This is a genomic window from Aquicoccus porphyridii, from assembly GCF_008369105.1.
GTDB classification, from domain to species: Bacteria; Pseudomonadota; Alphaproteobacteria; order Rhodobacterales; family Rhodobacteraceae; genus Aquicoccus; species Aquicoccus porphyridii.
Window position 1 is genome coordinate 62,457 of record NZ_VINQ01000009.1, and the last position, 13,233, is coordinate 75,689.

The window sequence follows — 13,233 nt, forward strand, 5'->3', positions numbered from 1 at the left end:
CCATGAGTGAGATCGACCTAGACGCGCTGGCGCCCTGGCTGGGACGCACCGAAACCAGTGAAGATGTTCTGACGCAGGGACTGATCGACAAATTCCGTGCCACGTTCGGCCCGCACCTTTGGGGCGGAGCGGGTGATGTTCCGCTGGGAATTCATTGGTGTATTGCCCTTGATACCGTGCCAGCTGCCGCCCTGTCAGAAGATGGCCATGCCGCAAGGGGTGGATTTCTGCCCCCGGTACCGCTGCCCGCCCGCATGTGGGCCGGCGGCGATGTTACACATATCGCGCCGCTGACGATCGGTGAAACCTTCACCCGCCGCTCGTCGATCGGGGATATAACGGCCAAGCAGGGCCGCAGCGGAGCGTTGGTCTTTGTGACCATCGAACACGAGTATTTCAGCGGCAACCGGCTTTGTATCCGGGAACAGCAGTCGATTGTCTTTCGTAAGATCACCGCGCCCCGCCCGGTGAAGAGCGCACCCGACGCGGGCGACCCCGCCACGCTCAGATCGAGCCTGACTCCGGATCCTGTGCTGCTGTTTCGCTATTCGGCGCTGACGTTCAATGCCCATCGCATCCACTATGACCACATCTACGCGACCGAAACCGAAGCCTATTCCGGGCTTGTTGTGCATGGCCCTTTACAGGCAACGCTGCTTCTGAACCTGGCGGCGGATGCGTTGAAGACGTCGCCCCACCGGTTTTCTTTCCGCGGACTCGCACCGCTGACCCTGCCCTGCGAATTGCAATTGCACAATGAAGGGACCGGTGCCTCCGGGACAGTCTGGTGTCAGGATCAAAAAGGTCTTCGAAGCTTTTCCGCAGAGTACGCGGCTGTCTGATCGGTTTTCTTCGGTAGCGAATTCAGTTGTTGACTAAATTTTCTAACATCTGTTAGGTTGCGCGGGGAGACTTGGTAAATAGCCCAGGCAAACCTCTGAACAAAGAGGTGGGAGGAGAAACGATGCGAGGAAAACTCGTTCTCAACGGACAACCCTACGGTAGGGCTGTGCGCGACTCCATGACGTGTCGGGAAAAGGCACGGGCTGCATCATGACTACGAATGGCGGGATCGTCTCATCGCCGCTTGCGGTGCGTGGTGCAACTTTGAAATTTGGCGGTGTGACGGCGCTCGACGATGTGAGCATCTCTATAAACGACGATGAATTGCTTGCGATCATCGGCCCGAACGGTGCCGGAAAAACATCACTTCTGAACGTTACTGCGGGCTTCTACCGTCCGCAGAAAGGCCGTGTCGAATTGTCTGGTCAGGACGTGACCGGCCTGCGTGTTGACCAGATCGCCCGGCGCGGTTTGGCGCGGACGTTTCAGGGCACCCATCTTTTTGCCGGGCAGACCGTGGTGGAAAACATCATGATCGGCCGTCACATGCTGATGAAATCGAATGTGATCCAGGCTTTTTTCCAATTCGGTCCCGTGATGCGCGAGGAATCGGAACATCGCGAAGCCGCCGAAGAGATCATCGACTTTCTGGAGATCGAGGCAATCCGCAACCGGCCCGTGGGCACGTTGGGGTACGGGCTGCGCAAACGTGTCGATCTGGGCCGTGCATTGGCGCAGGAACCGTCGATCCTGCTGATGGATGAACCGATGGCCGGTATGAACTCGGAAGAGAAAGAAGACCTCGCGCGCTTCATTCTCGATGTGCGCGAAGCGCGCAAGATTCCGGTGGTTCTGGTCGAGCACGACATGGGCGTGGTTATGGACCTTGCCGACCGGATTGTGGTGTTGGATTTCGGGCGGGTGATCGCCGAAGGCACCCCGGAAGAAATCCAGAAGGACCCGGCTGTGATCAAGGCATATCTGGGGTAGCGGGATGGTCAAACAAAGAACAGCAATGGTCTATTCAGACCCGGCAGTGACACATAGCGAAACCCTGCCACAGGTGTTGCTCGCGCGTGCAATCTCCTCGCCGAATGACCTCGCCGAACGCCACAAGCGCCTTGGTATCTGGCGTGAATTCACCTGGGCCGATGTGCTTGACAGGGTTCGTGCCCTGGCTCTCGGGCTGGAGAACCTGGGCCTGTCGGCGGGCGATTCCGTCATGATGATCGGCGAAAACGAACCCGAACATTTCTGGGCTGAATACGCCGTCCAGTCATTGGGCGGCAAAGTCCTGTCCGTCTATCCGGATCAGAACGCCGAAGAGATTCTGTATCTGGCCGAAGACTCGCAAACGCGGATTTTTCTGGCGCAGGATCAGGAGCAAGTCGATAAATGCATCGAGATCGCGGGCAAATACCCGGGTGCCCTGGCGATCGTTTACTGGGATGATTCCGGCCTCTGGGGCTATGATCATCCCCTGTTGCATTCCTTTGAAAGTGTGAGCGCGGCTGGACGTCAGATCCACGCCAAAGAGCCTGCCAGATTTGAAGAACACGTCAAACGCGGGCGGGCGGACGATACCGCCTTGCTGTCCTATACCTCCGGGACCACGGGAAAACCCAAGGGCGTTGTCATCAGCCATCGCTACCTGTTCGACAACTGCTCGCGGGTGATGGGGGCAATCGAAATCGCGCCAGGCACGGAGTACCTGACCTACATTTCCCCCGCCTGGGTCACGGAACAGATTTTCGGCCTGTCGATCGGTTTGATCGCGCCCATGGTCGTCAATTTCCCCGAAGGCCCCGAAGACGTGCTGACCAACATTCGCGAACTGGCGGTTGACGCGCTGGTGTTCAGCCCGCGCCAGTGGGAGAACCTCGCTTCTATCGTCCAGGCCCGGATGCTGGGTGCGGGCAAGTTCCGCAATGCGATGTACAATTGGGGTATGAAAGTCGGCCGCAACGTTTATGTCGAGCGGCTGGAGGGGCGCAGCCCCAGCCTTGCCGCACGTCTGCAGCTTCCCTTTGCCGAGGCGCTGGTGCTGCATCACCTGCGCGACAATCTTGGCCTTGGTAAGGCCAAAAACGCAATGAGCGGCGGCGCCCTGATGGCACCTGACGTCTTTCGCATGTTCCACGCGATGGGGGTCAAGCTGCGCAACGTCTATGGCGCGACCGAAATCGGCCTTCTGACTGCGCATGTCGGCGATAGCTATCAGCTGGAAACCAGCGGCAGCTGGATGCAAAGCAACACGAACTATGGCGACCCGCTGGACTACAGAGTCTCGGACGAAAGCGAGCTTCAGGTGCGGGGCGGATCGGGCTTCGGCGGCTATCACGGCAAGCCCGAAAAGACCGCAGAGGAGCTGACCGAAGACGGTTGGTACAAGACCGGTGACGCGGTGTCGATGACCGACGACGGCGAGCTTTTGTTCTTTGACCGTGTCAAGGACATGCGCCGCCTGGCAAACGGGCACAGCTATCCGCCGCAGTTCATCGAAACGCGGTTGCGCTATAGCCCCTTCATCAAGGATCTCATGACCCTGGGCGACGAAAGCCGTGACTTCGTCAGCGCGCTTATCAATATCGATATGGAAGTTCTGGGTCGTTGGGCGGAAGAGAACAAGATCAGCTTCTCGACATACACCGATCTGTCGCAGAAACCCGAAATTCTGGAGCTTATCAAAGGCGAAGTGGCGCGCATCAATGGCCTTCTACCCCAAGGCTCGCGCATCGCGCGGTTTGCGAATTTCCCTAAAGAGCTCGACCCGGATGAAGGCGAGTTGACCCGCAGCCGGAAACTCCGGCGGGCCTTTCTGGAGGAACGATATGCAAAGCTTGTCGAAGCGATCTATGGCGGCGATGACAAGACCGATCTTGAAATCGCCGTGACCTATCAGGATGGCCGTCAAGGCGTTCTCAAGGCCACGGTTCGCGTATCAGATGTCGAAAACGCATCGAAGGCTGCCAAGCCGCAGTCCAAAACCTAAAGGAGGTCGGCGAACATGGTTTATTTCATCAATGACATCATAACCGGGGCTTTGATCGGCCTACTATATTCGCTGGTGGCCATGGGCTTTGTCGTGATTTACCGCGCCAGCAAGGTATTCAACTTCGCGCAGGGCGAACTTGTGATCATCGGCGGGTTCATCGTCTGGTTCACAACGATGCAAGCGGGGCTTAGCCTTTGGTTGTCGATACCGCTTTCGCTGGTTCTGGCGGGCCTTGTCGGATACGCAATCGAACGGATTTTTCTGACAAAGCTGATCGGTGAATCGGTTTTTTCGATGGTCATGGTAACTGTCGGCCTGCTGATCCTGTTGCGCGGGCTGGTGCTACTTGTGTTCGGTCCCGCCGTGCGGCCCTTCCCGATCATTTTCCCGCTGAAACCGTTGTTCCTCGGTGATATGTTGATCCCGATGAACCTCCTTATGGGCGGGATCATCACCATTGTCGCCGCCGTCGGGCTGTCGTGGTTCTTCAACCGGACCCGGTCGGGCCTGCGGATGACCGCAGTGGCAGAAGATCACGTCGTGGCATCTTCGATGGGGATTTCAGTGAAGGGCTCGATTGCCTTTGCCTGGGTGCTTGGGGCAATCCTGTCCACGATCGGTGCAATGATCTTTCTCAGCGGCAAATCGCTGACTTTCCTGGCCTCGGATATCGGGTTCGCGGCCCTGCCGGTGGCGCTGTTTGCCGGGCTTGAGTCCATCGGCGGGCTTATCCTAGCGGGCGTGATCATCGGAATCGCCCAGAGCCTGACCACCAACTATCTTGACCCGCTGATTGGCGGCTCACTTGGCAGTGTCGTGCCATACATCATCATGCTTGCCATTCTGCTGATCCGGCCGACCGGCCTGTTCGGCTGGCGCACGATCGAGCGGGTGTAATCCATGGATCCCTCCGGTATTTTCCCGACAAGCTATCGCAGTGACAGACGTATTATCCGAACGCGCTGGCAGGTGCTTGCCCTCGTCTTGTTCATGGCTTTATTGTTGTTAGCGCCTTATCTGGTAAGCGGGCGTATCATCGCTATCCTGAACATGATGATGATCAGCGCCGTCATTGCCGTAGGGCTTCAGATCTGCACCGGCTATGCGGGCCAGATCAACCTGGGTCAGGCGGCTTTCATGGGGGTCGGGGCCTATACGGCCTCGATACTGGCCTCGAAGACCGGCCTTACATTCTTGTTGACGATTCCTCTGGCCGGCCTCTCGGCTGCGCTATTCGGCTTTCTCTTTGGTTTGACCGCGGCGCGGATCAAGGGGTTTTATCTGGCTCTGACCACGATTGCGGCACAGTTCCTGTTCCACTTTGCCGTATTAAACCTGCCGTCAACCTGGATGGGTGGATCAAACGGCATCACCGTGCCGCCCGCAGAACTTTTTGGGCTGCGCTTCGTTGGCGAAACTGCGCAGTTCTACATGAATTTTGCGGTCACCGCGATCATGGTCGCGGGCGCATTCGGGATCGTGCGGTCACGCTTTGGCCGTGCTTTCGTGGCGGTCAGGGATGATGACGTGGCCGCAGGTATCATGGGGATCAATGTCGCGGCCACCAAGGCGAATGCCTTCCTGATCGGCGCTTTCTATGCGGGTGTCGGCGGGGCGCTGTGGGCCTATCTGATCCGCTTCGTGGGGGTGGACCAGTTCACCCTGTTTCACTCGATCTTCTTTGTCGCGATGATCATCGTCGGCGGGATGGGATCAATCGTGGGAGCCCTGGTCGGTGTCTTCATTATCCGCATCATCCAGGAAATCATCGCGACGGTCGGCCCCAATATTGCCGACTCGGTATCATTCCTTGGCGGTGACATCGTGTTCGCCGGCATGAATGTCGTTCTTGGCGGCGTGATCGCATTGTTCATGATCCTCGAACCCAAGGGGCTGATGCACCGCTGGAACATAATGAAATCATCTTATCGTATCTGGCCGTTTCCCTACTGAAAAAATAGAGCGGCTCTTAACCTGGGAGGAAGAATATGACTTACCAAACGAAACAAGGCCTCCGCGGCCTGCTGGCAGCGTGTGCCATAGCTGTTGCGGCATCTATGCCTTTGAAAGCGCAGGCGGAGACAAACTATAATCTCGCCTTGCTCTCGGACTTTTCCGGCCCCTATGCTGACATCATGCCCGTTCTGGCGGGCGGACGCGAGGCCGTGTTCACCTGGTGGAATGAAACCCGGGGCAAGGAACTCGGCGTTACGCTGAACTACAAGAACTACGAAACCCGCTATGACGCGGCACAGGTGGCGAGCCTCTGGCCCGGGATCAAATCGGAACTGAACCCGATTGCGGTCGTCGGCCTTGGCGGGCCTGACGTTGCCGCCCTTTCCGAACGCCTGCCGGAAGACAAGATTCCGATGTTCATGGCCACGGCCAGCTACGGTTTTGCCTGGAAACCGGATTCCTGGATTTTCAACCCGCGTCCGACCTATTCGCACGAAAGCGCCGGCTTTCTGAACTGGATGCGTGAACAGCGAGGTGGAGACGGTCCGCTTAAGGTCGCGATCCTGGCTTCCGAGGCCTCGCCTGCCTATGTCGATATGGCAAAGGGCCTCGAACTCTATGCCGAAGAGCACCCCGAGGAGATTGACCTCGTCGAGGTCATCTATACCGAAGTGCAACCGACCGATCTGACGGGGCAAATGCGCCGCGTCGTGCGGGCCAGGGCCGAGGCGCTGGTCATCCAGACGAACACTTCTATCGTGGTTGCGGCGAAACGTGGACTGCAGGCCAACGGTTCGAGCATCCCGATCATGATGAGTTCGCATAACGGGCTTCCGGCCTCGGGCGGCGCGCTTGGCGGGCTTGATCAACTGGAGGGCGACTTTGAAGCCTACGGCATGGCGATCGCAGCCGATGAAGACACTCCCGCGCGGCAATTCTATGAAACACTGGTTGCGGATCATGGACTCAAGGCGCCCTGGAACGTCGTGACCGCAATGGGCGTGTCTCAAGGTCTTTTTGTCGTGACCGTGATCGATCACGCGATCGAGGCGAACGGTGCCGAGGGCCTGACCGGAGAGATGGTACGCGAGGCGCTTTTTGCCGGGCCGATCACGACCGAAGAAACCCACGGCTTTCTTCCATCCCTCACGTTCACTCCCGATGCGCCTTTCCCTTTGGAAGGTCTCAAGGTGAATGTGGGCACTGTCAAAGATGGCAAGATCACCATCGAAGCGACCGGCGTCGACGTTCCTGACGTTCAGAAGTGGTGAATTAATCCGGGCGCCGCAGTCGCGGCGCCCGTCCAGATCCTTAGCCCCGGGCAATATGACCATGCTGGAACTCAATAATGTAGAAGTGACCTATTCCGACGTCATCCTGGCGCTCAAAGGCGTGTCCATGACAGTCAGTGAAGGTCAATGTATTGCTCTGCTCGGTGGCAATGGCGCGGGCAAAAGCACGACGCTCAAGGCCATCTCGGGAACGCTCAAATCCGAGGATGGAACCGTTTCGGCAGGGTCCATCGTTCTGGACGGAACCCCCGTTCAGAACATGGAAGCCTCGGAAGTCGTGAAGAATGGCCTGATCCACGTGATGGAAGGCCGGCGCGTGTTGCGCCATCTGACGTCAGAGCAGAACCTGATCGTCGGCGGACACATGGTGCCCAATTCCGCCGAGCTTAAAAACCGCCTGGACCATGTTTACACCTTGATGCCTCGGCTTGCCGACCTCCGCAATCGAACCTCTGGCTTCATGTCTGGTGGCGAACAGCAACTGCTGCTGATTGGTCGGGCCATGATGGCCAAGCCCAAGATCATCGCGATTGACGAGCCGTCCCTGGGTCTGGCCCCGATGATGATCCGGGATGTTTATGAAGTGCTCAAGCAACTCAAATCAGAAGGCACTACCTTTTTCCTGGTCGAACAGAACAGCGCTGCTGCACTGTCGATCGCCGACTACGCCTATGTGATGGAAAATGGCCGTATCGTGATGGATGGCCCGGCAGACAAGCTCGCTGACAACGAGGACATCAAGGAGTTTTATCTTGGTGTCACCGCGTCCGGCGAACGCAAAAGTTATCGTGAAATCAAACATTATCGCCGCCGCAAGAGGTGGCTGGGATAGGAAAGGAACGAAGATGAGTGAACTTCTATCCATCAAGGGTCGTACCGCAGTAGTAACCGGAGCGGGTCAGGGCGTGGGCCGACAAGTCGCGCTTTATCTGGCTGAACACGGGGCCGGTGCCGTCGTCGTCAACGATTTTCACGCCGAACGGGCCGAAAGCGTTGCCGCGGAAGTGGAGGCAGCCGGTGCAAAGGCGATGCCGCTCGCGTTCGATGTGTCGGATTTCGACGCGGTCGGCGCGGCGTTTGCCGAGGCTCAGAACGCCTTCGGCGGCGTGGATATTCTGGTCAACAATGCGGGCAACGCCGGGCCGACATCGCGTCTTGACGATCTTGTTCCGTTTTGGGAATCCGATCCCGCCGAATGGCGCCGCTGGATGGCGACCAATTTCGATGGGGTTCTGAACTGCACCCGACACGCCATGCCCTTGATGGTCAAAGGTGACTATGGGCGCATCGTGACCGTCATTTCCGACGCCGGTCGCGTCGGCGAGCCGCATCTGGCGGTTTATTCCGGAGCCAAGGCCGGTGCGGCAGGCTTCATGCGGGCCATCGCCAAGGCGGGTGGCCGGTTCGGGATCACCGCGAATTGCGTCGCCCTGGGGGGAACGAAAACACCGGCTGTTGCCGACCTGATCCCGGATGCAGAGACCGAGAAGCGGGCATTGTCGCAATATGTGATCCGCCGGCTGGGCGAGCCGGAAGATCCCGCCGGAATGATCCTGTTTCTCTGCTCGGATGCCGCCAGCTGGATCACCGGACAGACCTATCCGGTGAATGGCGGGTATTCCTTTGCCTGCTAAAGCCGACATCGGACGGATGCCGTCTCTAGCTGGCGCTGCCCGAAAGAACGCTGTCATTGTCTGCGCCAAGCTCTGGTGGCAGGTCAGGGGCTGCGGTCTCGAAACCATCGAACTTCAGAGGCTGGACAATGAAAGTCTCGGACTTGCCGCTGTCATGCGCGATCGTGCGCAGCAACTGTCGCGCACGCACATGGGGGTCGTCCAGCGTTTCGACCAGGGAATTGACCGGACCCCATGGCACCCCCGCCTTGTCCAGAAGATCGCCCCATTCGGCGCGCGTCTTGCCGACCAGAACCGCCGCGATCTCTTCGCGCAACGCGTCCTTGCGGGCGACACGGTCGCGGCCTGTCAACCCCGCGAGGTCCGCCTTGTCGATCACGTCGCAGAACGGTTTCCAGAACCAGTCTTCATGCGCGATGGACAAGGTCATGAGCTTGCCGTCCTTGCAGGTGAACACGCCATAGCCCGGCTCGGCAATGAACTCGCCCAGCGGTGTGCCATTGGCGGCCGGAACAAGGAATGCCGTCAACATCGAAACCACAGCGTCCGACATGGACACGTCCACGTAACGCCCCTGCCCCGTCCGCTGGCTCGACACCACCGCCGACAGGATTGCGATCGCCGCGAACAACGCCGCGCCCACATCCGCGAGGGGGACCGCCGGAACAGGGCCCGGTTGCCCTGCATCGGCCTGATCGGCCAGCAGGCCGCCAACGCCTTCGTAGCTCAGGTCGTGGCCGGCACGGTCACGATAGGGGCCGTCCTGCCCGTAGCCCGAAATCGACACGTAGACCAGCCGCGGGTTGACGCCACGCATGTCCTCGAACCCGGCGCCCAAGGCTGCGAGCTTTCCAGGGCGGAACCCTTCGACGATAACATCCGAAACCTTGGCCAGTTCGCGAAACCGTGCCAGCCCCTCGGCCGATTTCAGATCCAGCGCGACGCTGCGCTTGCCCCGGTTCAGAGCCCGGAACAACGGCGGAAACTGCCGGGCCGGATCACCGATGCCCGGACGTTCGATCATGATCACCTCGGCCCCCATGTCGGACAACAGCATTGTCGCGTAGGGGCCGGGAAATTGTTCGGCAAGGCTGAGAATCCTCAGGCCGGCCAGGGGTGCATTACTCATATCAGTCTCCAGCTCTTGTATTGTCCACGTGCGGGTCCGCCCCAGTGCAGCGCAGATCGCCGCAAAAGACAAGACGGAAAACATAAATATCCTTATTTTTCAGGAGCGTAGCATGACTGAAGAGAAGCAGACGCTATTTGTCGAGCGGGTGGCAAAAACTGAATGGATTACCTTCCAGCGCACCGAACAGCTCAACGCGATGTCAACGCAGATGTTGCGAGAGATCGCGGCCGCGTTGGAATCGGCGCTGGCCGACGATGCGGTTCGCACAATTGTCCTGACCGGTTCGGGGCGGGCGTTCTGCGCCGGTGCCGATCTGAAAGAAGTTGCTGGCGCCAAACATGCACCGGGCGAACCGGACCTTCTTGATCTTGTCGATCACACGTTTGGACTGATGCGGCATGGCCCGAAACCCGTAATCGCCGCGGTGAATGGGCTGGCCATGGCCGGCGGTCTGGAAATGGTGATGGCCTGCGATCTGGTCTTTGCCGCCGAAAGCGCCCAGCTGGGCGACGCACACTCCAATTTCGGGGTCTTTCCCGGAGCAGGCGGTGCGGCGATCCTGCCGCGCAGGATTGGACTGAACCGCGCGAAATACCTGCTGTTCTCGGGCGAGAACGTTTCGGCGCGGGACATGATGGACTGGGGGCTGGTCAACAAGGTCGTCGCGGACGAAGAACTGCGCGACGCCGTGCAGGAATTTACCGACAAGCTGGCCGACAAAAGCCCGGCGGTCTTGCGCCGTATGAAGGCGGTTGCCAACCGGTCGCTGGACGTGGATGAAACCGCCGCCCTGTCCGAAGAGATGCTGAACCTGCGCGCGCACATGCGGTCCTGGGACATGCACGAGGGCCTGTCGGCGTTCAATGAAAAACGAAAACCGCAGTTTCGCGGATACTAGATCAGGAGGACAAACGATGCAGGACATTTACGTCGTTGGCGTCGGGATGACGCCGTTCGGAAAATTCCGGGACAAAACCATCAAGGCCATGACCGGCGAGGCCGTCGCCGCCGCCCTTTCAGACGCCGGAGTGTCGGCTGATCGCATCGACGGCGCGTTCTTCTCGAACGCGGTGCAGGGCCACATGGAAGGCCAGCACATGATACGGGGCGAGATCGCGCTACGCGAGATGGGCATTCAGGGCATTCCGGTGGTGAATGTCGAAAACGCCTGTGCCAGCGCCTCGACCGGGTTCAAACTGGCGGTGGATTTTCTCAAGGCGGGCAATGGCGATTGCTGCCTCGCCATAGGCGCCGAAAAGATGTATTCCGACGACCGCGCGTTGATGTTTTCGGCCTTCGACAGCGGCTGGGACGTCAGCAACGGCGACGAGGTCGCGCAACGGCTGGCCGATCTGGGTACCGGAGTCGAGGAACCCGAAGGATCGAAATCGCCCAAGCCCTACAGCGTGTTCATGGATGTCTACGCAGGCTTCGCGCGGTTGCACATGAAGACCTTTGGCACCACGCAGGAACAGTTCGCCGCCGTCGCCGCCAAGAACCATGCACATTCCGCGCATAATCCGCTGGCGCAGTATCGCGATGCCATGAGTGTCGATCAGGTTCTGGCCGCGCCGCCCATCACCTATCCGCTGACCCTGCCGATGTGCGCCCCGATCTCGGACGGTGCCGCGGCGGCCGTGCTGTGCACGGGCGAAGGGCTCAAGCGGCTGGGGCTCGATCCCGCCCGCGCGATCAAGGTCAAGGCCGCGATCCTGCGCTCGGGCACCGACCGTCCGCCGGAAGATTACAAGAACCACCTGACCCGGCTGGCCGCGCATCAGGCCTATGAACAGGCGGGGCTCGGCCCCGAAGATATGTCGGTTGCCGAAGTGCATGACGCCACCGCCGTCGGTGAAGTGATCCAGATCGAGAACCTCGGGTTTGTCGAGTTCGGTGAGGGCGGCCCGGCCAGCCTGCGCGGCGACACAAAGATCGGCGGACGCATTCCGGTGAACCCTTCGGGCGGATTGGAATCCAAGGGCCACCCGGTCGGGGCCACCGGTATCGGGCAGGTCTTTGAACTGGTTACGCAACTGCGCGGCGAAGCCGGCGCGCGTCAGGTCGAAGGGGCGCAGAACGCCATCGCCGAAAACGGTGGCGGCTTGCACGGGGTAGAAGAAGCTGCCGCCTGTGTCACCATTCTCGGCCGCTGAAACAAGGAAAAGAATTATGGAAAACGTGATCGCCGCCGCTCAGGCAATCTATACAGACGAGCAACGCATGTTGCTGGAGAACTTCCGCAAGATGGCCGAGGCAGAGTTCGCTCCGCTGGCCGAGAAATACGAAGACCTCGGACACCCGCCCGATGCGAAAACGCTGAAGTCCCTGTTCGCCAAGGTCGAGGAATTCGGGCTGATCAGCGGCCTGATCCCCGAGGAAGACGGCGGTGCCGGAATCGACCGCATGACCTATGGCATCCTTTACGAGGAACTGGCCCGGATATGGGCAGATCTGGCAATTGCGGTCCTGATCCAAGGCCACGCCGTGTTTGCGGTCAACCTTCTGGGAAATGCGGCGCAGAAAGAAGCCTATCTGAAGCCGCTCCTGCGCAGCGAACGGATCTGTGCCACGTGTATTTCCGAACCAGAGGTCGGCTCGAACGTGCGCGAGGTCAAGACCCGCGCAGACCGCGAGGGCGACAAGATTTTCGTCACCGGCCAGAAGCTCTGGATTTCCAACGGGGCCCAGTCGGATTTCGCCATCGTTGTCTGCAATCTGGACGACGGTATTTCCATGGTCATCGTCGACCGTGACACCGGCGGATACGAAAGCCGCGAATTGCGCAAGCTGGGGCTTGTTGGTGCATCGACCTGCGAATTGTTTTTCGACCGGGCCGAAACCACCGCCGAACATGTTCTCGGTAATGCAGGCGGGGGCCTGTTCCAGACTTTGAAGCTGTTTGAAAGCGCACGCGTGTTTGTCGGCCTGACCAGCATTGGCATTGCCCAGGCGGCACTGGAATGTGCCGTCAAATATGCGCAGGAACGCGAACAGCACGGCAAGCCGATCGGCGGGCACCAGTTGATCCAGGGCTACCTGGCCGACATGGCCACGCATCTGGATGCAGCGCGCCTGTTGTGCCAGCGCGGGCTGCAACTTCTGGATCTGGGCGTGCGTTGCGACACCCAGACCTCGATGGCGAAATGGTATGCGACAGAGATGGCGGTAGAGATCGCCGGAAAAGCGGTGCAAATCCATGGCGGCAATGGCATTACCAGAGAGTTCCCGGTCGAACGGCACTTCCGCAACGCAAAAATCATGCCGATCCCGGACGGGACCACCGAGATTCAGAAGCTGGTCATCGGCCGGAACCTGACCGGGTTGAACGCGTTCTGAACACGGCGCCTTGCCTGCGCAATGTCCGTTGGGGTCGGCAGACAG

12 protein-coding genes are annotated in these 13,233 nt (G+C 59.5%); 11 read left to right on the forward strand and 1 reads right to left on the reverse strand.

The window, feature by feature from the left end:
- Window positions 1-2 precede the first annotated feature (2 nt).
- The 8 genes from FLO80_RS12700 to FLO80_RS12735 all read left to right on the forward strand — a co-directional run bounded on the left by FLO80_RS12700 (window position 3) and on the right by FLO80_RS12735 (window position 8,720).
- Window positions 3-842: an HTD2 family dehydratase gene (locus FLO80_RS12700; protein WP_111368619.1), complete on the forward strand. Its 840-nt coding sequence runs from the start codon at window positions 3-5 to the stop codon at window positions 840-842.
- A gap of 211 nt (window positions 843-1,053) precedes the next feature.
- On the forward strand, window positions 1,054-1,833 hold the full coding sequence (locus FLO80_RS12705; RefSeq protein ID WP_111368620.1) for an ABC transporter ATP-binding protein: 780 nt from the start codon (window positions 1,054-1,056) through the stop codon (window positions 1,831-1,833).
- A 25-nt stretch (window positions 1,834-1,858) separates the two neighbouring features.
- On the forward strand, window positions 1,859-3,835 hold the full coding sequence (locus FLO80_RS12710) for an AMP-binding protein (RefSeq protein WP_111368621.1): 1,977 nt from the start codon (window positions 1,859-1,861) through the stop codon (window positions 3,833-3,835).
- A gap of 15 nt (window positions 3,836-3,850) precedes the next feature.
- Window positions 3,851-4,735, forward strand: coding sequence for a branched-chain amino acid ABC transporter permease (locus tag FLO80_RS12715; RefSeq protein WP_111368622.1), 885 nt, complete (start codon window positions 3,851-3,853; stop codon window positions 4,733-4,735).
- A gap of 3 nt (window positions 4,736-4,738) precedes the next feature.
- Window positions 4,739-5,791: a branched-chain amino acid ABC transporter permease gene (locus FLO80_RS12720; protein WP_027238747.1), complete on the forward strand. Its 1,053-nt coding sequence runs from the start codon at window positions 4,739-4,741 to the stop codon at window positions 5,789-5,791.
- A 35-nt stretch (window positions 5,792-5,826) separates the two neighbouring features.
- A complete protein-coding gene (locus FLO80_RS12725) occupies window positions 5,827-7,065 on the forward strand; it encodes an ABC transporter substrate-binding protein (RefSeq protein WP_111368623.1) in 1,239 nt (412 codons plus the stop codon).
- Window positions 7,066-7,126: 61 nt separating this feature from the next.
- The gene (locus tag FLO80_RS12730; RefSeq protein WP_111368647.1) at window positions 7,127-7,918 is read left to right on the forward strand and encodes an ABC transporter ATP-binding protein; all 792 of its coding nucleotides are present in this window, start codon (window positions 7,127-7,129) and stop codon (window positions 7,916-7,918) included.
- 13 nt (window positions 7,919-7,931) lie between these two features.
- The gene (locus FLO80_RS12735; protein WP_111368624.1) at window positions 7,932-8,720 is read left to right on the forward strand and encodes an SDR family NAD(P)-dependent oxidoreductase; all 789 of its coding nucleotides are present in this window, start codon (window positions 7,932-7,934) and stop codon (window positions 8,718-8,720) included.
- Between the two features lie 25 nt (window positions 8,721-8,745).
- Here FLO80_RS12735 and FLO80_RS12740 read toward each other — a convergent pair whose 3' ends face one another.
- On the reverse strand, window positions 8,746-9,849 hold the full coding sequence (locus tag FLO80_RS12740; RefSeq protein WP_246156676.1) for a CaiB/BaiF CoA transferase family protein: 1,104 nt from the start codon (window positions 9,847-9,849) through the stop codon (window positions 8,746-8,748).
- 112 nt (window positions 9,850-9,961) lie between these two features.
- Between FLO80_RS12740 and FLO80_RS12745 the strand changes: the two genes are divergently transcribed.
- Genes FLO80_RS12745 through FLO80_RS12755 form a run of 3 tightly spaced genes read left to right on the forward strand, consistent with a single transcriptional unit; the run spans window position 9,962 to window position 13,188 of the window.
- A complete protein-coding gene (locus FLO80_RS12745) occupies window positions 9,962-10,750 on the forward strand; it encodes an enoyl-CoA hydratase/isomerase family protein (RefSeq protein ID WP_188078292.1) in 789 nt (262 codons plus the stop codon).
- A gap of 16 nt (window positions 10,751-10,766) precedes the next feature.
- Window positions 10,767-12,005 (forward strand): thiolase family protein, encoded by a 1,239-nt coding sequence (locus FLO80_RS12750; RefSeq protein ID WP_111368625.1) that lies wholly within the window; start codon window positions 10,767-10,769, stop codon window positions 12,003-12,005.
- 16 nt (window positions 12,006-12,021) lie between these two features.
- Window positions 12,022-13,188 carry an acyl-CoA dehydrogenase family protein gene (locus tag FLO80_RS12755; RefSeq protein WP_111368626.1) on the forward strand — a complete coding sequence of 389 codons (1,167 nt, stop codon included), beginning with the start codon at window positions 12,022-12,024 and terminating at the stop codon, window positions 13,186-13,188.
- Window positions 13,189-13,233: the final 45 nt, after the last annotated feature.

Bases quoted from the DNA above. Each gene is read 5' to 3' on its own strand.
- FLO80_RS12700 (WP_111368619.1), top strand. From the start codon at position 3: ATGAGTGAGATCGACCTAGACGCGCTGGCGCCCTGGCTGGGACGCACC.
- FLO80_RS12705 (WP_111368620.1), top strand. From the start codon at position 1,054: ATGACTACGAATGGCGGGATCGTCTCATCGCCGCTTGCGGTGCGTGGT.
- FLO80_RS12710 (WP_111368621.1), top strand. From the start codon at position 1,859: ATGGTCTATTCAGACCCGGCAGTGACACATAGCGAAACCCTGCCACAG.
- FLO80_RS12715 (WP_111368622.1), top strand. From the start codon at position 3,851: ATGGTTTATTTCATCAATGACATCATAACCGGGGCTTTGATCGGCCTA.
- FLO80_RS12720 (WP_027238747.1), top strand. From the start codon at position 4,739: ATGGATCCCTCCGGTATTTTCCCGACAAGCTATCGCAGTGACAGACGT.
- FLO80_RS12725 (WP_111368623.1), top strand. From the start codon at position 5,827: ATGACTTACCAAACGAAACAAGGCCTCCGCGGCCTGCTGGCAGCGTGT.
- FLO80_RS12730 (WP_111368647.1), top strand. From the start codon at position 7,127: ATGCTGGAACTCAATAATGTAGAAGTGACCTATTCCGACGTCATCCTG.
- FLO80_RS12735 (WP_111368624.1), top strand. From the start codon at position 7,932: ATGAGTGAACTTCTATCCATCAAGGGTCGTACCGCAGTAGTAACCGGA.
- FLO80_RS12740 (WP_246156676.1), bottom strand. From the start codon at position 9,849: ATGAGTAATGCACCCCTGGCCGGCCTGAGGATTCTCAGCCTTGCCGAA.
- FLO80_RS12745 (WP_188078292.1), top strand. From the start codon at position 9,962: ATGACTGAAGAGAAGCAGACGCTATTTGTCGAGCGGGTGGCAAAAACT.
- FLO80_RS12750 (WP_111368625.1), top strand. From the start codon at position 10,767: ATGCAGGACATTTACGTCGTTGGCGTCGGGATGACGCCGTTCGGAAAA.
- FLO80_RS12755 (WP_111368626.1), top strand. From the start codon at position 12,022: ATGGAAAACGTGATCGCCGCCGCTCAGGCAATCTATACAGACGAGCAA.